We start from the raw sequence: 19,797 nt of genomic DNA on the forward strand, positions 1-19,797 counted from the left end.
TGGCGCCGAGAGCGGCTGGATCAACGGGTAACGGATCGAGGTGCCCGGCGGGATGGGCTCCGAAGGTGGCGGCTCTAAGGGGCAAGGCTGGGGCAAGGCACTGGTCAGCCACGTCGATTGGCCGACGTGGAGTTCAAGCTTCTTCCGTTTGGAGGGGGGCGGACGATGCCAGGCTCAAGCCACCTCGACAAGGCGAGTCGTCAACTCATCGTAACTACGACTTTCTCTTTAGCGTGTCCGCTTTCAATGTAGGCTAGAGCTTCGGAAATGTTCGCAAACGGATACGTTTTGTCGAGAATGACGTTCAGCTTTCCTTGCTCTATGAGTTCGGCAAGCTGAGCGAGATCGGTACCGCTTGGATGCATGAAAAGGTATCGATAGCTGACCCCTGCGCGTCGAGCACGGGATCTGATGCCGTAGCTGATAATCCAAAACAACACGGCAAGGAGGCGGCGGCCGCCGAGGTCCCTGACTGCTGTTTGCGGCTCTGGAAGAGCGGCTATCGAAACGACCTTGGTTCCCGGTTTCATGATTTCGAACATTTTGTCCAGGGTTTTGCCACCGATCAGGTCAAACCCCGCATCAAATCTGAGTCCCGACTTGGAAATATCCTGAGTCGTATAGTCGATCGCCTCATCACAGCCGAGCGAGCGCACCAACGCCTCGCCTCGTTTCGAAGCTGTTGTGGTCACATGTGCGCCCAGCCATTTGGCGATCTGAATCGCAAAGGTGCCGACCCCTCCGGCGCCCCCCGAGATGAACACTCTCTGTCCTGGGTTGACATCGAGTTCGTCCCTTAATGCCTGCAGAGCAGTCAACCCAGCCAACGGTACGGCCGGGGCACTCGTGAAATCCAAATTCCCGGGCATAGACGCGGCGTGATCCTCGTCGACGCAGGCTTGCTCTGCAAATGCGCCACCACGATCTTTTGCGACCCGGGCAAACACACGGTCACCCACGCGCCACCGTCTGACCTCGCTGCCCACCGCAACAACTTCACCCGCGAGTTCATTGCCGAGCACAAATGGAAGCTGCGGCCTCAGAATTGTGCGAAGCGTCCCTTGTCGGAACTTGTAGTCTACCGGGTTCAGACCGCAAGCGCGTACTTCAACGAGGATATTACGCGGCCTCGGTCTGGGTGCAGGGACATCCGTCAGCTCCGAACGTTCAGAGCCGCCGTAATATTTGAGAACGTATGCGCGCATGAGCTGTCTCCTCATGAGATGAAGGGATCATCACTCGCTTTTTGCTTGAATGGCCTTAACGTCGCTTGGGCCTGGTCGTCGCTTCTCTTGCGCCGCTCTGGGAAACGCCAGGAGTTGCTGCAACCGGCACCGCTGCTTCAAATGAGGTGTGTGGGCCAGCATCCCCACAGGGAAGCAATCGCAAACAAGCCGATCTGCCTCAGCCGTGCCCTCGGCCCCTGTTCTTGCCACCTATAGTGCGGGAAGCGGAGTTCGCGCTCCTCCCGGTAGCTCCGCTCTGGCTGGATCTCCAGGCGCGACCCGGCCACCAGCCACAACAATGCCGAGAACACCACATCTGTACTTCGATGCGCTCGTATTAATCCGCAGTATCTCTCTTCTCAGACCCTTTTGAAAGCGATCAATCAGACCGCAGGGTGTACGGAGCCCTGTTAGTTCAACTACGGCAGTCTCGCCTAAATGAAGCCTTGTCCCAAGAGGCAATTGCTCCAGCTTAAGTCCGGCAGTCGTGACATTCTCGCCAAGCTCTCCTGGTCCGACAATGTGCCCGGTCACCCGAAGCACCGCAAATAGTTCAGCGGGAAGGAGATGTATTTGACGCTGGTTGCGAAGTTTAATCAGCCTCCTTGCGAGAAATCTGTGGTTCGCGTATTGGCCGGCGTGTGCGTCCCCTTCGACTCCGTGCCCTTTGAGGAGCGTTATGCTTTCCAGCACTTGCTTGCTAAACCTGTGCTGAGAATCGCGCGCTACGCTCAGTACTTTGCCATCGCAGTGGTTCATTGATGGTGCCTATGCGAGCCACCGCACCCTGGCAGCTCGTCCCTTTCGCTTGCGGCCTGTTAGGGGCGATCTAGGACGGGTTGATGGCGTTCAAAGGAACATTTGCAGGCACGTTAGTCACGCGCGCTCACAGTTGCGGGAAAGCAATGTGAATGCCCTCGTGAAGCCAGAAATTATTCAAACGTATCCAGGCCAGGAATTGGCGCCCGATGGCGTCGGTCGTGGAGGTCGATCAGCTGGGCGAGGCAAAGGCAGTCGCTCCCCAAGTGATAGCTATCAACCAACCGATCCGCAGATCGCCTTTCACCTCGCTCGATTCATCGAACATGTGCGTGGCCTGCCGATGGACGCCATTGTCCGATCGAGCGACCCGCTCGACGAGACGAGATCAACCGCTTGACGCTTGTAGGCGACCGTACAACGACCGCGAACCAACTCAGGAGCCGCGCTCGACGTTGCAAGCCCTATCGGCATTCCTCAGTCTTTCAATCTGATCATCGCGGTAGATGGACTGAATAAGACTGGCCGCCAGATTTGGCGCAAGGAAAAGCGAATAGGGGTGAGGCTCAGCGGAAGCTGAGGGCGGGCCCCGGAACGGCGCTTTCTTGATCTCAGGCGAACCACCGCCGCACCGCCTTCGGGTAAGCTTCACGAAGAGTGCCGCTCTTATGCGTTTCACAGCTCACTAGTTGCGCAATGTTCGCTGGCGTGCCCTTAGGCTGATAAAGGAGCGGTTCGACGGAGATTTTGGTCCGGTCGTTGCAAGTGGTCTGAAAGACCTCGCGCAGGGTCGTACAGGCGGCGCTCACCCAGGGGCGTTCGCTGTGCTTGCGATCCTGCGAGAGGGATGCGCCGTTTGCGCCATGGCAGTCGCCGTAAGCTGCGCCTCCGGTCAGCGAAGAACTAGCCATAACTAAACTTAAACAAGCCGCGCCAGACAGGCCGGGTTGCGAAACCGCCCCACCGGGTCCGGCGCCGCGCGGGTTGCGCACTAATGCGATGGCGATTGCGGCCGCCGTGCACCGGTGTCTTGCTCGAAATGAGCAAGAGCGCTTTATCGGCCCGCTCCCGCCGGAGGCGATTCTGCGCGCGTATGCGGACCAGTGATTTCTCCGCGCGACATCTATCAGCCGAACAGGACCATGCTGATCAGCAACTGAATCGATCCAACCGGATCATCGTTCGCCAATCGTCCAGCGTGAAAACCATCGCGACGTTCAACCAAGCCTCCGCGAACGCGCCGTCGTCGGCAGACGGCGCGGCGCACGCACGATGGAGCAACCCTTCATCTTGGCGAACCAAGACAATCCTCACTTCTTGCTATGCCCTCAATTGACTTGAATAGAGCGTGGCTTGGCTTTCTCGGCGAATGGTAGCATAAGCGACAGCACCCCGTCGTTGAGCTCAACAGCGATTTTGCCCTGATCGATCTTGTTGGAGAGCCGGAAGCTTCTCGAGAAGTGGCCGACATTATATTCGGTGTAGAGTGGCTGCAAGCCCTAGTATTTGGAGAAGTCGAGCTTCCCGTCGACCTTGAGCACGTCGTCCTCGACACGGATAACCGCGGGTGCGGACATCCGGCTTGCAAACGCGCTCGAAAATGCCGTTCGCGGAGCGCGCCAGGCGGCGTCGCTCACGGCGAAGCTGCTAACCTTCGCGCGCCAAAAGCCGCTGCAATCTCGTCTCGTTGNTTTGAAGCAACTGGTCTCGAGTANGTCTGATCTGCTGCAAAGGACTCTCGGAGAGACAATCGTCGTCAGAACAATCNTGCCTGAGGAGCTCTGGCCGGTGGAAGTCGATCCGACGGAATTGGAATCGGCCCTCCTTAACCTTGCGGTGAACGCGCGAGATGCGATGCCGGACGGCGGGAAACTCNTCATCGAGGCTGCAAACATCGATCGAAACCTCAACGATCTCTCTTGCGAAGAGGAGGGCAGAGCGGGCCCTCACGTGCTCCTTTCAGTGCGCGATTCGGGCTTGGGCATGGCTCAGGAGGTGCTCAGTCACGTGTTCGAGCCTTTCTTCACGACAAAACCGGATGGGAGGGGGACGGGGCTCGGACTGAGCCAGGTCTACGGGTTTGTGCGGCAAAGCGGCGGGCACATCACCCTGTCCAGCAAACCAAACGCAGGAACAAGGGTGGACATTATCCTCCCGAGAGCGGCGGCAAGCTCGGATGCCCCTGTGTCGGCGCAAGATCAGAATCAGGGGAGCGCCGTTCCAACCCTCTCCGGACACGGCGAAACGATCCTCGTCGTTGAAGACAACGAGGATGTGCGCGGCTTCACCAGCAATAGCCTCCGCGAGCTCGGATACTTGGTGCTCGAAGCCAGCGACGCGGCTGCGGCCCTAGAAATCCTCAAGGGCGACGCCAAGATCGATCTCCTCTTCACCGACCTAGGTCTCCCCGGTCAGCTCAATGGCAAAGATCTCGGCGCGCGCGCGCGTGAGCATCGCCCGACACTGAAGATTCTCATCACGAGCGGCTATGCCGGGGACGTTCTCATCCATGAGGGCCGCCTCCAGCCAGGCATCAAGCTTCTCAGTAAGCCGTTTTCTTCTGCCGAGCTGGGAAGCAGAGTGCGCGAGCTACTGGACGAGCAAAAAGCCAGTGCTCGCCGCGTCCTGGTCGTCGAAGACGAATTCCTCTTGAACCTGCTTGTCACAGACATGCTTTCGGAGAGGGGATTCGCCATAGAGTCCGCGGCGAGTTTCAAGGAAGCGGTTCTCAAAGCGAGAAGCACGTATGGCGAACTCGCAGCGGCAGTTGTGGATCTCGGGCTTCCCGATCGCTCCGGTCACGAGCTGATTGCGGAGCTTCGGGCGCTACGGGCAGACCTCCCAATTATCTTGGCGACCGGCTACGCAGACGACGAAATACGTCAACGCCTCGCATCTGTTGCGCGGCTTCAAATCCTTACGAAGCCATTCAATTCAGATGACTTGATGGCTGCGTTTGAGCGAATCGGCGTCCGCTCATAACTATTTCGATCGAATTTGGCTCGACTTCGGGGCACGAGACTGGTACACACGACACGATCGGGCGGTCCATAAGCATTTGATTTTGTTGATTTTGTAGAGGCTGAGCGGCAATCCCTCCCTCTCCGCCAACCCTACGTACGACATTGTATCCAATCGCCCTATCCCTGCAGCGGTCCCGCGCCGGCGGCAGGGAGCGGCCGCGGCGAATGTCGCAGATGAAACAGGCGCTACAACGCCGCCCGGACGAGCTCAACGCAGGCAGCAACGCTGCGACCGGCAGTATCGATCGTGAGATGACAGCGATCCCATTGGTGATAGTCGCGTTCGATCACAGCCTGCCAATCGGGCAGGACGAGACCCGCCACCTCACTCGCCCTGGTTTCGATGCGACGACGGTGTTCTTCGACATCCGTGCATACGATTTCGACTTCAACGACTTGGGCGCCCGCTCGCAGGCCGGCATCTCGCCAAGCGTTACGCGTCAACATCCAAGGATTTACCGAGTCGGCGACAACATCGCGACCCAGATGCAGGTTGTCCTGCGCTACGGCATAGGCCGCCCGATAGCCTGCATCGTCGAGTGAGCCAGGCACCACGCCAGAGTCGCGAATCGCTTGCTCGATCGTGTCAATTCTCAGCCAGACGGCGCTGATCTCCTTGGCCAGTTCGCGCGCGATCGACGATTTGCCACTTCCAGGAAGTCCAGCAAAGACAATCAGCTTGGTCATTTGCACAGTTTTGTAGCGCCACCTCGGACGGGCAAGATATCAGAGAGCCACCCTGCCCGTGATAGTGCTATAACGTAGACATAGTGCTCATCATCGTCGGTCGTGGCCCGCCAAACTACGCCGGGGTATCCCGCGCTATCCGCTGGCTACCGGAAGAGCATGCGGACCGACAGGCCTGCCTCTGAGTGCAGAAATGAGCTCGTTCCATGATGTCTGCTCAAGCGTCGGCGTAGACGCCTGCCTCGATATTGTTGCCGTCCGGATCGATCAGGTAGGCGCAGTAATAGCGTCCGCGCCTGACCCCGGGATCGCCGTTATTTCTCGCGCCCGCCGCGAGGCCTGCACTGTGAAAGGCGTCAACCGCGCCGCGCGACGGCGCCTTGAAGGCGATGTGCGCGGGGCTCCGGGCTGACTCGTGGTCCTCCGTCCAGAAGGTCGGTTTGCCGGCCGCCACGACGAAGAAGGGCGATTCGGGCGCGCCCGTGGAGAACACAAGCCATCCTGTTCCATCGGCTTGAGTGTGATCTTCCATCATCTTGACGCCCAACGGCGCAAGAGCCGCACGATAAAAAGCGCCCGCTGTCGACAAGTCCCGAAAGACGATCCCCACGTGATCGAACATCACCTATCCTTGGCTCGCATTCCTGTGCTCAGCCTCGCCCGAAACCTCGATCAGGCGACCGCCAGACAGGATATGGCGAACATCCTCATCGTTCACGGACCGACCGAAGGCCAGACCTGGAAGAGTGCCGAGCTTGTCGCCGGAGTATTATAGCGTAAACGTAGTGATCATCACTATCGGTCGCGGCCCGCCAGTCGCTCACGGAAGGCAATTGATCCATTCGAGGTTCTGGTGGTGGCATGGCGTGGTACGGCAGGTCCATTGGCGGATCGTCCTCGCCTGTTAACGATCCCTTGACCATCACAGTCTGGCCTTGGTCATCGCTCGGTGATCAGCTTGAAAGAGCGCGAGCGCCAACAACAACGTGAATGGGCCAGATCGGACTTCTCTTGCCGATACGGGGGTTGTGCCGCGAACATGCTCCGCATCATTCGTGGGACCAGGACGCCGTATGAATTGATGACACAGATACAAAGGCGCTCGATGCTGCCGCAAGATCAGGAGATCCAAGGCTAATGGTCACAGGAGACGCCCGCATGTATCGGCCGCTCGGCACGTGAACAGTGGCTGCCGCTGGCGTTCAGGACAGCAGTCCGGCCTGCTTCAGACCCTCATGCAGGCGTTCGGTGTCGGAGACCCAGCCGAACACACCGCCTTGCATCTTCACCGACGCGATTGCGGCGTCGTGATTGGCGACGTCTGTGGCGCCGACGCTGTCCTTCAGGAGCAGGCACCAATATCCGATATCATTGGCCTCCCTCATGATGGTGTGCACGCAGACGTCGGTGGTGATGCCGCACAGGATGAGGTGGGAGATGCCGAGTTGCTGGAGAACCAGAAAGAAGTCGCTGCAATAGCCGACGCCTTTCCCAGCCTTGTCGACGAGTATTTCTCCCTCGATCGGCTCGACCTCCTTGACGATACCCCAACTCTCGGAGCCGCGGAGCAGCAGTCGTCCGAGGCCTCCTTTGGGCTGCTCGCCAAGGCCGACCGCGTCCTTGCCGATAATCTTGCTGCGGAGGATCTTGTTGTAGGGGCAGTCGCTCAGATCCGGCATGTGCCCTTCGCGGCAATGGACGACGGAAATGCCGGCATTACGGGCGTCCTTGAGGGCTTTCCTGGCATAGGTCAGAGGATTGGCCGTATTCGAGAGCGGGTAGCCCATCACGTCGACGTAGCCCTTCTCGCCACAGAAATCGATTTGGAAATCGATCGAGACGAGGGCCGTGCGTGCGCTGTCGAACTCCAGATAGGACGTGTCACCGAACCTGGGGACGTCCTCGCAGGCCACCTTGAATAATGTTCCTTTCGGCGGCCCATATATCCATTGCGGAACCTTGTACGTTTTGGTCCTCTTCCACTCCTTGTAACCTTCCTCCACGCGCGCGAGTATTTCGTCCCGCCGCTTTGACATCAGCCGCTCATATTCCCGTTCCGCGCCGTGGTCGGAAGGTGTTCCTTTTTCGATGAGGCGCTCCTTGATCTTCGTCATTTCATTACTCCTCTACTTTCGGGATGGCGGTTTGCAGGGGCACGGCCCTCTCAGTCGCCGGGAGCCGGAAGATGATCTTTTCGAAAATCAAAACGAAAATGATCACGGAGATGACGGGGTTGTTGAAAATTATCTCGACCAGTCGAGGCGCCTGTCGCCACAGCTCTTCGGGGAGAAGGTGAAGGCCGAGACTCAAAAATATCGCAAGGCCGACAAGCGTCTGCTCGCGGCGCTGAAAGGCCGGCGCCGTATTTAGGATGCTTGCGCCAATGCCGATGACGGGTGATGCGAAGCCGAGCAATACCGCACCGGCGACCTCCTTGGGCATCGCCGCCATCAGCGCCCCGAACGGGCCGATGAACGCGAGGACGACGAAGATTGCGGCGGCCACGATGACGAAGGCGCGTGCAGCGACGCGCGTCAGCTGAACAATGCCGAGGTTCTCGCCATAGGCGACGGTCGCGGGAGTGCCCAAAAGTCCCGGCAACACCGTTTCAACCAATCCGAAAATCGTGAAGCCGTGGTGTTCTTCTCCCTCCTGGACCCTTTCTCCGACGACCTCGGCATAACCGTGCAGATTGCCGTAGAAGTTCGCGGCCGCCATCAAATTGACGATCACCATGATCACGATGAGATCAGTCGGAGGCCACGCCAAGCCGTACGGAAACAGGCTCGGGACGGAGAGCAAGGGCGCCTGCCGGACGAATTGCATGTCGACTTGGCCCAATGCGAGAAAAATGACGTATCCCAATATGATGACGAAAAACGGCGGCAACGTCGCCCAGACTCCCGTGCCGTGTATCGCTAGCGCGCTTCCGGCGAGTGCCAGGGCCAAGGCAATGAAGAAACCGATGCCGAATCCGGCGTTGGTCATCTCGGAAAGGCCAACGCCTGCCACCGTCAGGCCGATCATGATGATCATCGACCCCAGGACCAGCGGGCTCCACACCAGGCGGATGTAGCGGACCGCTCCGGCATAGACCAGGATCACGATGACGATTCCCGCGAGCGCTTGTGCCGTGAAAGATTGAAGCGCGTAGCTCTCGCCGCCGGCAGTGAAGGCGGCGATGATCGCCAGCGACGGTATGACGTTCGGGCCCGAAACCATCGCCATGCGATGACCCAGCCAAGCCTGCAGCAGCGTGCTGAGTCCGATCGTCAGAACGACGGCGGAGATGTAGGTGATCATCTTCGCGCCGCTCAGGCCAAGCCCGACGCCCACGATCGCGTAACCCCACACCACCGCGTAAACCATGGTGACGAGCCATTGGAGAGTGTAGAGCATCCAATCGCGTGCCGAACGCGGCTGCTCACTCGTCCGATAGACGAGATCGGCCATGACCCTTCCTCTTCCCCGTCGAGTACAAATTGCTACGCTCTCACCGACAACGATCCGAGGATGATGTTCAAGTTCAGCGCAAACCATGCGCCCCGGGAGGAGCCTGAAACATCGGGAAATGACCTAGTGGAGAACAAGGATTCCCCCTAGTCTGGTGTGACATCGCTCGCTTCGAGATTGGCCTCATTTCATAATGAAACGCACCGTTCGGGATGCACGAATGGCTGTTAGTGAAGAGTCGCAGGAGTAGACTGCGCATCGCGTGGAGTAAGCGGGATAATGCAGATTGTCGTGACGCTATCGATCATCGCGACGGCAATGGTGTTGTTCGCGTGGAATCGGGTGCCCGCGGTCGCGGTAGCAGTCTGCACGTCGCTGGCGTTGTACTTCACTGGCATACTGACCATGCAGGAAACCCTTGCCGGTTTTGGCGATCCGGTGGTCATTCTGATTGCCGCGCTGGTCGCTGTCGCAGCGGGATTGGAAATAGCCGGGGTCGGCACCTGGGCGGGCCAAGTACTGCTGCGCCACACCCGCGCCAACAATACACTGCGCATTGTCGCCGTCATGATCATTGCCGGTGTCTTGAGCGGGTTGGTCGGCATGAACGGGGCTGTAGCGGCAATGTTGCCGGTGACCATGGTGGTCGCGGTTAGGACCGGGTTGGTGCCGTCCCGGATTATGATCCCACTCGCCTTCGCCTGCCTGACCGGTGCCAACCTGACTTTACTTGGCGCCCCGGTTAATGTGATCGCGGCTACGCAGGCCGAGGAGGCGGGAGTAGGGCATATTGGCTTCTTCGAATGGGCCGTGCTCGGCGTTCCGCTATTGGCCGGGACTATCGTTGCCACGGTCCTGTTCGGGCGGTCCTTACTGCCGGACAGGAGGAGCCAGTCGATTCCGGCCGATTTCAGCGCGCACGCGCAAACCCTGGTCGAGCAGTATCGCCTGAAAGATGGACTGCATCATTTTCGTGTTCGGCGGACATCACCCTACGTGGGCGGATCGAGGACCGATGTCGACCTCAGGAACTATGCGGGGCTACAGCTGGTCGCTTTGCTGGAAGATGATGGCGCGACCCCAATTCAACGGGATCTGATCGCCGAAGGCGATTTGATCCTCGTTCGCGGTGACGTCGAGTCCGCCGGACGCCTGGCCGTCGATATGCATCTGGCAGTTCGTGAAGACGACAAAGAAAGCTCCGTTGCGGACGTGCTGTTAAGTCGCGCCTCGGGCTTGGCCGAGGTCGTGATCCCGATGCGTTCCAAGATGATCGGGCGACCCGTGTTTCCCGGAATGACGACAGAGGACGGAGGTCTCATGGTCCTGGCGATACAGCGAGGCGGCACCGAAATGAGCCAGGACCCCGTTGTGTTGCGTGCAGGAGACCACCTTCTGCTGCAGGGAACGTGGAAGGCCTTGGATCAGTACCTTTCTGATCCGAAGGTTTTGGTCGTCGATTCTCCCGAAGTAGTGAAGAAGCAGGCGCTGGCATTGGGGCCCGGTGCGCAAGCAGCAATAGCCATCCTGCTCTTGCTGGTGGTCCTGCTTGCCTTGGACATCGTGCCGGCACCCATTGCGGCGGTTATTTGCGCGACTCTGATGCTGGTCACGGGAGTGCTGACGCTTCCCCAGTTTTATCGAGGAATCGATTGGAACACGTGCATTTTGGTTGGAGCGATGATACCAGCCGCCACGGCAATGACCAAAACCGGCGCCGCTCTCCTCATAGGAGATTATGTTGTCAACGCGCTGGGGGAGGCAGGCCCGCGTGCTGTGCTAGCAGGAATTTTTATCATAACGGCGGCGCTCTCGCAGCTTATCTCAAACACATCGGCAGCCTTGGTTATGATGCCGGTCGGTATAGCCACGGCTTCCGAGTTGGAAGTTTCTGCGCTTCCCTTGATGTTAGGGGTTGCCATGGGGGCCAGCGCATCCTTCCTGACTCCTTTCACCAATGGAGTAACCCTGATGGTGTATGGGCCAGGCGGATATCGTTTTGGCGATTTCTGGAGACTCGGTCTCGTTGTCACGATTTGGGCGCTGATCGTCACAGTCATCGTCATTCCTCTTTACTGGAAATTCTGAGAAGAACCACGACACCCTTGGTCTTTGACACACTCTTGTCTTTGACAGAGCCGCAAAGTCCCTTCACACGCGAGGGTGGGCCGCGACCGCTCACCGCACCAGCACATCGGGAGGGGGTTTTATGCGGGGCGCGCGAGAACCGCGCCGCGCCTCTCGCTACCGTTAGTGCTGCTTCGGATGGCGGGTGTGCCAATTAGTCGCCTGTTGATAGGCGTATCCGAGCTTCAGCAGGGTAGCTTCGGAACAGTGAGGGCCAATCAGCTGAAATCCGACGGGACGTTGATCTGAAGTGAACCCACAGGGCAGCGTCACCGCCGGATCGCCGGCAGCGTTTGCTATCGCCGTGAACCGCATCAGCCCTTCGACATCCCTTTCGATCATGCCGTCTGCTTCAGTCGATGTCGGTGTGCCCTGCCTGACCACAGGCATGAGGATCGCATCGACGTCGGCAAACAGGCGGCTCAACTGACTTCGAAACCTGCCGCGCTCCGTCAAGCCCTTGGCAAGGCTGGTGGACTTTGCCGCAAGGCCACGTTCGATGGCCTTCCGCAACCATGGCCCGTAGTTGGCAGCCTGGGGAGACGGGAGAGGCAGTTTCTGTTGGGAGATAGCGTGCTTTGGCGAGATTTTGGCGCACCCGACACGATTCGAACGTGTGACCTTTGCCTTCGGAGGGCAACGCTCTATCCAGCTGAGCTACGGGTGCGTCGAGCGCCTCATTTAGCCGATCGGCCCGGGCTCGGCAATGCCTTAGGGGATTGGGAAGGCCCTCGTCCGGCCGAGCCCGTGAGGAGATATCCGTTATTGCCGCAGCCTGCGGCCCTGCTTGAAGCGTGCGCGCAGCGTCAATCGGGGAACCGGCATGTCACGGTCATCCTGCCCGATAACGGCGACGGTTTTCTATCCAGCACCAAAGCTCACACCGGCACGATCTCCCTGCCGATCGGCCACAGCGCCATGCCGGCGAGCTTGAGGTGCGCCCAGGCGAAGGGGATGCCGACGATCGTGATCGCCAGCACCACCGCGGTGGCGAGGTGGCCGAGCGCAAGCCACCAGCCTGCGAGCACGAGCCAGATGATGTTTCCGATCACCCCTAACGGGCCGGTGCCGATATCGCTCTCGCCGGTGATCTCGTCACGGCGCACGGCCCTCGAGCCGAACGGCAGAAAGGTATAGATGGCGATGTTGAACGCCGCCCGAGCCCAGGGCAAGCCGATGATGGTAATGGCCATGATGACGGCGGCGAGGAGCCAGCCGAAGGCCATGTAGGCGCCGCCCAAGAGGATCCACAGCAGATTGAGCAGAAGAGAAACAGGGGACATCTGATTTCCCGCATGCGGCGAAGATGTGCCGCTTATACGCCCGAACGCGGCAAGCGGGATAGGGGCCTCGACATCCGCCGGCACGGCCGCGATCAGGCGACCGCTACGGTTTCCGTCGGCGTGCCGAACAATTGTTTCACCTCGGCGGCCGGCTTGGGTGCGCTGAACAGATAGCCCTGCATCTCGCTGCAGCCGAGCTTGCGCAGGAGCTCGCGCTGCGCCTCGGTTTCGACGCCTTCGGCGGTCGTGCGCATGTTGAGGGCGGACGCGATATTCACCACCGCCTGCACGATCGAAGAGGAGGAATCGGTTTCCGAAATGTCGCTGACGAAACAGCGGTCGATCTTGATCTTGTCGAAGGGGAAACGCTTGAGATAGCTGAGCGAGGAAAAGCCGGTGCCGAAATCGTCCAGTGCAATGCGCACGCCGATGGCGCGTAGCTGATGCAGGATGGCGAGCGCGGCCTCGTCGTCGCGGATCAGCACGGCTTCGGTGATCTCGATCTCCAGCCGGCTCGGCTTGAGCGAGGAGGCGGCCAAGGCGCCTGCGATCCGGAGCGCGAGCGTCTGGCATTTGAGCTGCACCGGCGAGACGTTTACCGCGATGCGGATATGATCCGGCCAGCTCGCGGCCTCCTGGCAGGCCGTGCGCAGCACCCAGTCGCCGAGCTCGGTGATCAGCCCGGTATCCTCGGCGATGGGAATGAATTCGGCCGGCGAAACCATGCCGCGCTCGGGATGACGGAAACGCAGCAGCGCCTCGCAGCCGCTCACCTCGCCGGTGCGCAAGTCCACCACCGGCTGGTAATGGATCTCGAAGCCGCCATCGATCATGGCCTGGCGCAGGTCCTGCTCCATCGACAGGCGCGCCTTGGCAGAGGCATCCATCGACTGTTCAAAAAAACGGTGGGTGCGGCGGCCGCCGGCTTTGGCGGCGTACATCGCAAGATCCGCATTCTTGATCAACTGGTCGATCTCGGTGCCGTCCTGCGGCGCCAGCGCAATGCCGATGGAGGCGTCGGTTGAGAGCTGGTGGCCGAGACATTTATAGGGACGCCGGATCGCCTCGTGAATCCGGGTGACGAACTCGACGGCATCATCGGTCGAATTGACCGCAGTCTGGATCACGGCGAATTCGTCGCCGCCGAGCCGCGCGATCAGGTCGGCCGGTTTGATGCAGGTGCGGATGCGAGCGGCGACGGCCTTCAACAGCTCGTCACCGACGTGATGGCCGAGCGAATCGTTGATGCCCTTGAACTCGTCGATATCGATGTAGAGAAGCGCGAACTTCTGGCCGCTTTGCGCCCGCTTCAGCTCGCGCTCGATGCGTTCGCGGAACAGCACGCGGTTTGGCAGGTCGGTCAGCGCGTCGTAATGGGCCAGATGCGCGATCTTCTCGTCGGCTTCGCGTCGTACGGTGACATCGTCGACCACGTTGATGATGTAGCGCGGCTTGCCGGCGGAATCGCGAAGGCCGATGCGCTTGGAGGTGATCCAGCGGCGCCCGCTCATCAGCGTGTCCCACGGGTGCTCGTCCCGGAAAAAGCCCTCGGCGGATTGCAAGGTCTCGTCGTCATCGGCGGTGACGATGTCGGCCTGCTTTTCGGAGAACACGTCATAGGCGGTCTTGCCGACGATCTCCTCGCGCGTCATGTCGAACTGGTATTCAGCAACGCTGTTCACCAGCAGATAGCGCCTACTCTGCGCGTCCTTCACCGTAATCTGCGAGGGGATGTGGTCGATGATCTCGCGCAGGAACGTGTAGTTGCGGTCGCGCTCCTGCTCGAGCCGGCGGCGATCGCTGATGTCCTCGATGGTGGCGACCCAGCCGCCCTGCGCGAGCGGCTTGTTGACGATCTCGAACGAGCGCCCGTCCGCGATTTCCATGATCCTGCGGCTGACCTTGCCCTGCGCCACGTCGCGCATGATCGGATCGCAGAAGGCGCGGACGTCGCCGTCGAAGGAGCCGGTGTCCTTACGGTGCTGGATCAGGTCGTAATAGTGAAGCCCCGGCTTCACCACCTCGCGCGACAGCTTGTACATATCGATGTAGCGCTGGTTGAAGGTGACGATGTGCGCGGAGGCGTCGTACAGCACCAGTCCCTGCGTCATGTTGTTCAGAGCGGTATCGAGCCGTTGCCGCTCCGCCTCCAGTTTCCGCTGCGCCTCGCGGTTCTGCCGCCTGATCTGCCGGATGATGGCAAACAGGATGAGCGCGATGATCGCGGCGGACAGAGCCGCGGCCATGACCAGAAAGCGGGTCTGCTCGCGCCAGTCGGCCAGCGCGGTCGCCGCGGTCTTGGTCGCGACCACGACAATCGGAAAATGACCGACCTGGGCCCCGGTACCGAGCCGGTCCTGTCCATCGATAGGGCTTTGCATCCGCAGCGTCTGCTGGCCGCCGAGCGAGATGATCTTCTGCAACAGCGGCGCCTTCGCCAGTCTGCGCCCGATCAATGCGTCGACATGCGGATGGCGCGCCAGCATCGTGCCGTCGCGAGAGAACATTGCGATCGCGGCGCCCTCGCCAAGCGCGAGCGAAGCGAAGAACCTTTCGTAATTGGCGGGATCGATGCGCCGCGACATCACGCCAAGGAAAATACCGCCCGGCCCAGTCAACCGGTGCGCGATGATGGTCGTCCAGCCTCCGTCGAAATAGCTGCGGACCGCTTCGATGACGATCGGCTCGGCTGGCGGGTCCGATTTCAAGATCTTGAAGTAATTCCGCTTGGCGACGTTGATGTCGGGCACCGGATCGGGTCGCGACCAGTTGATCATTTTGCCGTCCGCATCGTAGACGGCGACGTCGCCGATATAGGAGAGCGCACTTACCTTGGAACGCAGCATCAGGTGCGCATCGGAGGTCGACATCCGCTCCCGGAAGATTTCCGGAGAGGTGGCGCCCGAGATCTGCATCTGCGCGATCAGTTCATCCGCGACCGTCTCGGAGTCCGCGAATTGCTGGTCGAAATGGCGGGTCAGCAGCATCACGGTGTTCTGCAACTCGCGCGCGCTGTTGGCGATGGCGCGCTCGCGGAAGCCGTCGATCGTCACGATTGTGCCGACGAAGATCGCGATCACCAGTGCGCCGCCGCAAAGCGTGAGCCAGAACACCGGCTCGCGCCGGACGCGCCTGAGCCGGCTCGCCAAGCCGCGGGACATTCTGGCCCAGATGCTGGAAATTACGTCGCGCATTTCCTCCACCATTCGGTGAGGGAATAGATACGATGCAGGAATGATAAAAGCGGTTAGGAAATCCGGTTACTCAAGGCTTAACCGCCGCAGCTTGCTCAGCATTTGCGCAATATGCTGAACGATGTTGCGGTGCGATGGAGCATGAAGGGCGAGTGGAGGCGGCCGCTGGGTTGGCAACTGCCTGATGCACGTGTGCCTTGATAGGCCCTACTTGGCGGACGGCTTACCCCGCAACCGCCCGACCACACCGGTCGGGAAGAAATAAACGCTCGCGATGAACAAGAGCCCAAGCCAAAGCAACCAGCGGTCCGGGTGCAGCAGGCCGGGCACTAAGGGCAGGCCGGCGTCCGCAGCGGCGCGGGAGGCGGTGCCCATCAAGGCCTGCAAATAGTTTTGCGCGAGGATGAAGATCGCGGCGCCAACGATGGCGCCATAGGTCGTGCCCATGCCGCCGATCACCACCATCAACAGAATGTCCAGCATGATGGAGAAGCTGAGCGAGGTGTCGGGGCCTGCATAGCGTAGCCATAGCGCGTTCAGGACGCCGGCGCTGGCGGCAACCGTCGCCGCGATGCAATTGGCGTAGGTGAGATGGAATACCGTGCGATAGCCGAGCGCTTCGGCGCGAAAGCGGTTTTCGCGGATCGCCTGCAGCACGCGGCCGAAGGGCGAGTTGACCACGCGCAGCAGCAGGAGGATCATCGCCGCGGAGGCGGCGAACACGAGATAATAGGTGAGGGTCCGCCCGTTGACCTCGAAGCCGAACGCCTTCTTGGATATGAAGACCGTGCCGGGCCGGAGCAGCTCCGGCAGTTGAAAGCTGCGGCCGTCCTCACCGCCGGTGAGCCAGGAGAGCTGCGAGGCGAGCACCATGAAGGCAGAGGCGACCGCGAGCGTAATCATGGCAAAGAAGATTGCCTCGACGCGCAGCGAGAACAGCCCGATGGCGAGCGCCAGCAGCATCGCGAGCGGCAGGCCGACTACGATGCCGGTCGCGACCGCCGCCCAGTTTGGCCCCATCGAATAGAGCGCGATTGCGACGGCGTAAGAGCCGATGCCGTAGAACATGGTGTGGGCGAACGACACCGAGCCGGTATAGCCGAGCAGGAGGTCGTAGGAGGCTACGAGGGCGGCAAAGATACAGATCTTGGCTGCGACGTTCAGCGCCTTGGCGCCCGGAAACAGCCATGGCGTTGCCAGCAGCGCCGCCACAATCACGATTAGCAGGAGAGTGAGCGCGCGGCTGCGCGGGGGATCGCCCGAAAGGATCATCATCGGCTGGTCACCGCATGAAGTCCGCGCGGCCGCCACATCAGGATGGCGACCATCAGCAGGATGTTGGAGACAAGCGCCAGCTTCGGCACCAGGAAGCCGCCATAGTTGGCGACCATGGCGACGAGCAGCGCGCCGATGAAGCAGCCGCCGATCGAGCCCAGGCCGCCAATGATGACGACGATGAACACGAGCACGGTGAGATCGTCGCCCATCGAGGCATGCACCTCCTCGCGGTACAGCGCCCACATCACGCCGCCAAGGCCGGCAAGCGCCGAGCCGGTCATGAAGACGCCCAGGAAAAGCCTGCGGATGTGGTAGCCCAGCGCCTCCACCATCTCGCGGTTCTCGACGCCTGCGCGGATCAGAAGTCCGATCTTGGTGCGGTTCAGGACGAGCTGGATGGCTAGGAAGACGATGAGGCCGACCAGCATTGCGAGCAGCCGATATTTGGCGATCGCGATGTCGCCGATGATGAAGGAGCCGCGCAGGGAAGCAGGTAGCGGCAGCGGAATGATCTGCGGCCCCCACAGCGCGTAAAGTGCCTGCTCGGCGACGATCAGCCCGCCCGTCGTCATCAGGATCTGCTTTAGATGCTGGCCATAGACCGGCAGGATCAGCACGCGCTCGACCACCATGCCAAGCGCGCCGGAGACGGCCATGGAGAGCAGCGCCGCCGGCACCAGCACGGCGAGATTGCTTGCGAGCGAGTCGGACTGCATCCAGCCCGCGAGCGGCAGCAGCACCAGCGTTGCCACATAGGCGCCGACCGCGATGAAGGCGCCATGGCCGAAATTGAGCACGTCCATCAGGCCGAACACCAGTGTCAGGCCGCTCGCCATGATGAAGATCATCATGCCCATGGCGAGACTTGCGACCGTCAGCGTCACCCAGGAGCTGGTCGATCCGATCAGGGGCAGCATCACGAGCGCGAGCGCGATCGGCAACAGCGCCGGCAGCAGGTCGCGTTTCGGCTTCGGTAAGGGATCGGTTGCGGCGAGTTCAGTCACTGATGGGCCTCCAGGCTCAAGCCCAGCAAGTGTTCCTGCAGCGGCACGTCGGCGGCGAGCGCCGCCATCTCGCCGCGATGGACGATGGTTCCGTTGTCCATCACCAGCACATTGTCTCCGAGCTCGCGTGCGGCATGAAAATTTTGCTCGACCAGAAGAATGGTCGCACTGCTGCGCTTGATCTCCTTCAAACATTCGATCAGCGAACTGACGATTGCGGGTGCAAGGCCCTTGGTCGGCTCGTCGATCAGCAGCAGTTTGCGCGGCTCGACGATCGCGCGGGCGATCGAGAGCATCTGCTTCTGCCCGCCGGAGAGACCGCCGGCGCGCGACAGCCAGAACCGCTTTAGCGCCGGGAAAAAGCCGAAGATCCACTCCAGCCGGGCATCGTCCATCGCCCCGTCACGGGCCGCCAGCACCAGGTTTTCCCGCACGGAGAGATCGGAGAACACTGCCATGCTCTCCGGCACATAACCCACGCCGAGCCGGGCGATATCGGGCGTCGTCACGCGGTCGATGCGTTGCCCGGCCAGGCGGATTTCTCCCGCCGAGGCCTGCCAAAGCCCCATGATGGTGCGCAGCGTCGAGGTCTTGCCGGCGCCGTTGCGGCCGAGCAGCATGGTGGTCTGTCCTTCGGGCACGACGAAGTCGACGCCCTGCAGGATGTGGTAGCGCCCGATATGGGTATGAACACCCGATAGCGTGAGGAGATCGCTCATGCCGCGCTCCGCCCCGGTGCGACGCCGAGATAGGCCTCCTGCACGATCGGCGAGGCAATGACGTCGGCAGGCTTGCCGTCGGCGACGAGTTGGCCGTTATGGAGCACGATGATGCGGTCGGCGAGCGAGCGAACCACGTCCATCTTGTGCTCGACCAGGAGGATGATCTTGCTCTTGTCCTGCTTGAGCTGTTCGATCAGGTTGAGCACGACAGGGACCTCGTCGATGCTCATGCCCGCGGTCGGCTCGTCGAACATGAATACTTTCGGCTCCAACGCCATCATCAGCGCCACCTCGAGCTTGCGCTGGTCGCCATGCGACAGCGCGCTCGCGGCCGCCGTGCGGCGGCCTCGGAGCGCGACCTTGTCGAGAAGGGCGCCTGCGCGTTCGATCAGGTCGCGTCTGATCATCCAGGGCCGCAGCATGTCGTAATGCACGTGGTGCGCGGCCTGCACGGCGAGGCGGACATTCTCTTCGACCGAGAGATTGGGAAAAAGATTGGTGAGCTGGAATGCACGTCCCAGCCCTGCGCGGGTGCGTAAGGGCGCGGTGAGGGGCGTGATGTCCTTGCCCTCGAACAGGATGCGACCGTCGCTGGGCCGGAGTTGCCCGGAGATCAGGTTGAAATAGGTCGTCTTTCCGGCGCCGTTCGGGCCGACGATGGCGGTGAGCTCGCCGGGACGGAACGTGCAGCTCACGCGGTTAACCGCGACGTGGCCACCGAAGCGGATGGTGAGATCTTGCGTTTCGAGCGTGATGGACATGGGCTGCACGTGCTGAGGTTTCGCTGTCTCCAGTGGCGTCATCGCTTTCGGCTGCAGCGAGCACCCGTCGTGATCCGTCCTCCTGACGTGCGAGCGGAGCCGGCCTCGAAGGATGAACGGTCCCGCTGCGAGAGCCGGGCCGTCACCCTTGGAGGCTCGCCGCGCGAGGACCTCAGGGTGACGGTGAAAATTGGGTGCTTGCGTCGATCTCGCACGATCAAGCTCCCATCTGTTGCCTTGCTTCGCGCTTGCTCACCAAAACTTGGCAACGCGAAGGCCG

18 protein-coding genes, 1 tRNA gene and 1 pseudogene are annotated in these 19,797 nt (G+C 60.9%); 4 read left to right on the top strand and 16 right to left on the bottom strand.

Annotation, left to right across the window (positions count from 1 at the left end):
- Positions 1-200: 200 nt before the first annotated feature.
- A complete protein-coding gene (locus tag F758_RS0119375; protein WP_024509422.1) occupies positions 201-1,205 on the bottom strand; it encodes an NADP-dependent oxidoreductase in 1,005 nt (334 codons plus the stop codon).
- A gap of 231 nt (positions 1,206-1,436) precedes the next feature.
- Positions 1,437-1,769 (bottom strand): MOSC domain-containing protein, encoded by a 333-nt coding sequence (locus F758_RS51910; RefSeq protein ID WP_245286536.1) that lies wholly within the window; start codon positions 1,767-1,769, stop codon positions 1,437-1,439.
- 30 nt (positions 1,770-1,799) lie between these two features.
- Between F758_RS51910 and F758_RS51915 the strand changes: the two genes are divergently transcribed.
- Both F758_RS51915 and F758_RS51920 read left to right on the top strand, forming a co-directional pair.
- Entirely contained in the window at positions 1,800-1,988 is a 189-nt protein-coding gene (locus tag F758_RS51915) for a hypothetical protein (protein WP_245286538.1), read from the top strand.
- A gap of 179 nt (positions 1,989-2,167) precedes the next feature.
- Positions 2,168-2,343, top strand: a pseudogene (locus F758_RS51920) (VirB8/TrbF family protein); the annotation flags it as partial.
- A 970-nt stretch (positions 2,344-3,313) separates the two neighbouring features.
- Here F758_RS51920 and F758_RS53300 read toward each other — a convergent pair.
- Entirely contained in the window at positions 3,314-3,481 is a 168-nt protein-coding gene (locus F758_RS53300; protein ID WP_084305525.1) for an Hsp20 family protein, read from the bottom strand.
- Positions 3,482-3,484: 3 nt separating this feature from the next.
- Complete coding sequence (locus F758_RS50885; protein ID WP_198026530.1) at positions 3,485-3,622, bottom strand: hypothetical protein; 138 nt, start codon at positions 3,620-3,622, stop codon at positions 3,485-3,487.
- 151 nt (positions 3,623-3,773) lie between these two features.
- Here F758_RS50885 and F758_RS44235 point away from each other — a divergent pair, with 151 nt between their 5' ends.
- The gene (locus F758_RS44235) at positions 3,774-4,967 is read left to right on the top strand and encodes a response regulator (protein ID WP_198026531.1); all 1,194 of its coding nucleotides are present in this window, start codon (positions 3,774-3,776) and stop codon (positions 4,965-4,967) included.
- Positions 4,968-5,194: 227 nt separating this feature from the next.
- Here F758_RS44235 and F758_RS0119410 read toward each other — a convergent pair whose 3' ends face one another.
- From F758_RS0119410 to F758_RS0119430, 4 genes are all read right to left on the bottom strand, one after another.
- Positions 5,195-5,695, bottom strand: a complete 501-nt coding sequence (locus tag F758_RS0119410; RefSeq protein WP_035722507.1) for a P-loop nucleotide/nucleoside kinase family protein — start codon at positions 5,693-5,695, stop codon at positions 5,195-5,197.
- A 217-nt stretch (positions 5,696-5,912) separates the two neighbouring features.
- Complete coding sequence (locus tag F758_RS0119415; protein ID WP_024509427.1) at positions 5,913-6,317, bottom strand: VOC family protein; 405 nt, start codon at positions 6,315-6,317, stop codon at positions 5,913-5,915.
- Positions 6,318-6,897: 580 nt separating this feature from the next.
- A complete protein-coding gene (locus F758_RS44240) occupies positions 6,898-7,809 on the bottom strand; it encodes a cysteine hydrolase family protein (RefSeq protein WP_024509428.1) in 912 nt (303 codons plus the stop codon).
- A 4-nt stretch (positions 7,810-7,813) separates the two neighbouring features.
- Entirely contained in the window at positions 7,814-9,148 is a 1,335-nt protein-coding gene (locus F758_RS0119430) for a uracil-xanthine permease family protein (RefSeq protein WP_024509429.1), read from the bottom strand.
- A 279-nt stretch (positions 9,149-9,427) separates the two neighbouring features.
- Here F758_RS0119430 and F758_RS0119435 point away from each other — a divergent pair, with 279 nt between their 5' ends.
- Complete coding sequence (locus F758_RS0119435) at positions 9,428-11,236, top strand: SLC13 family permease (RefSeq protein WP_024509430.1); 1,809 nt, start codon at positions 9,428-9,430, stop codon at positions 11,234-11,236.
- A gap of 162 nt (positions 11,237-11,398) precedes the next feature.
- Here the strand turns inward: F758_RS0119435 and F758_RS0119440 are convergent, their stop codons facing one another.
- From F758_RS0119440 to F758_RS0119475, 8 genes are all read right to left on the bottom strand, one after another.
- Complete coding sequence (locus F758_RS0119440; RefSeq protein ID WP_084305529.1) at positions 11,399-11,863, bottom strand: amidase family protein; 465 nt, start codon at positions 11,861-11,863, stop codon at positions 11,399-11,401.
- Positions 11,864-11,865: 2 nt separating this feature from the next.
- Positions 11,866-11,942, bottom strand: a tRNA-Arg gene (locus F758_RS0119445).
- Positions 11,943-12,153: 211 nt separating this feature from the next.
- On the bottom strand, positions 12,154-12,558 hold the full coding sequence (locus F758_RS0119450; RefSeq protein ID WP_024509432.1) for a YccF domain-containing protein: 405 nt from the start codon (positions 12,556-12,558) through the stop codon (positions 12,154-12,156).
- Between the two features lie 92 nt (positions 12,559-12,650).
- Positions 12,651-15,752 carry a bifunctional diguanylate cyclase/phosphodiesterase gene (locus tag F758_RS0119455; RefSeq protein WP_024509433.1) on the bottom strand — a complete coding sequence of 1,034 codons (3,102 nt, stop codon included), beginning with the start codon at positions 15,750-15,752 and terminating at the stop codon, positions 12,651-12,653.
- Between the two features lie 207 nt (positions 15,753-15,959).
- Positions 15,960-17,027 (bottom strand): branched-chain amino acid ABC transporter permease, encoded by a 1,068-nt coding sequence (locus F758_RS0119460; protein ID WP_024509434.1) that lies wholly within the window; start codon positions 17,025-17,027, stop codon positions 15,960-15,962.
- Entirely contained in the window at positions 17,024-18,034 is a 1,011-nt protein-coding gene (locus tag F758_RS0119465) for a branched-chain amino acid ABC transporter permease (RefSeq protein WP_024509435.1), read from the bottom strand. Before F758_RS0119465 ends, F758_RS0119460 begins: the two co-directional genes overlap by 4 nt.
- Positions 18,031-18,753: a branched-chain amino acid ABC transporter ATP-binding protein gene (locus F758_RS0119470; protein WP_024509436.1), complete on the bottom strand. Its 723-nt coding sequence runs from the start codon at positions 18,751-18,753 to the stop codon at positions 18,031-18,033. Before F758_RS0119470 ends, F758_RS0119465 begins: the two co-directional genes overlap by 4 nt.
- Positions 18,750-19,517: an ABC transporter ATP-binding protein gene (locus F758_RS0119475; RefSeq protein ID WP_024509437.1), complete on the bottom strand. Its 768-nt coding sequence runs from the start codon at positions 19,515-19,517 to the stop codon at positions 18,750-18,752. Before F758_RS0119475 ends, F758_RS0119470 begins: the two co-directional genes overlap by 4 nt.
- Positions 19,518-19,797 lie beyond the last annotated feature (280 nt).

Source organism: Bradyrhizobium sp. ARR65 (genome assembly GCF_000472385.1).
Taxonomy (GTDB): domain Bacteria; phylum Pseudomonadota; class Alphaproteobacteria; order Rhizobiales; family Xanthobacteraceae; genus Bradyrhizobium.

Coding starts and splice junctions, on each gene's coding strand:
- F758_RS0119475 (WP_024509437.1), bottom strand. CDS start 19,517: ATGTCCATCACGCTCGAAACGCAAGATCTCACCATCCGCTTCGGTGGC.
- F758_RS0119460 (WP_024509434.1), bottom strand. CDS start 17,027: ATGATGATCCTTTCGGGCGATCCCCCGCGCAGCCGCGCGCTCACTCTC.
- F758_RS0119450 (WP_024509432.1), bottom strand. CDS start 12,558: ATGTCCCCTGTTTCTCTTCTGCTCAATCTGCTGTGGATCCTCTTGGGC.
- F758_RS0119430 (WP_024509429.1), bottom strand. CDS start 9,148: ATGGCCGATCTCGTCTATCGGACGAGTGAGCAGCCGCGTTCGGCACGC.
- F758_RS0119455 (WP_024509433.1), bottom strand. CDS start 15,752: ATGCGCGACGTAATTTCCAGCATCTGGGCCAGAATGTCCCGCGGCTTG.
- F758_RS44240 (WP_024509428.1), bottom strand. CDS start 7,809: ATGACGAAGATCAAGGAGCGCCTCATCGAAAAAGGAACACCTTCCGAC.
- F758_RS0119470 (WP_024509436.1), bottom strand. CDS start 18,753: ATGAGCGATCTCCTCACGCTATCGGGTGTTCATACCCATATCGGGCGC.
- F758_RS0119375 (WP_024509422.1), bottom strand. CDS start 1,205: ATGCGCGCATACGTTCTCAAATATTACGGCGGCTCTGAACGTTCGGAG.
- F758_RS0119435 (WP_024509430.1), top strand. CDS start 9,428: ATGCAGATTGTCGTGACGCTATCGATCATCGCGACGGCAATGGTGTTG.
- F758_RS0119415 (WP_024509427.1), bottom strand. CDS start 6,317: ATGTTCGATCACGTGGGGATCGTCTTTCGGGACTTGTCGACAGCGGGC.
- F758_RS0119410 (WP_035722507.1), bottom strand. CDS start 5,695: ATGACCAAGCTGATTGTCTTTGCTGGACTTCCTGGAAGTGGCAAATCG.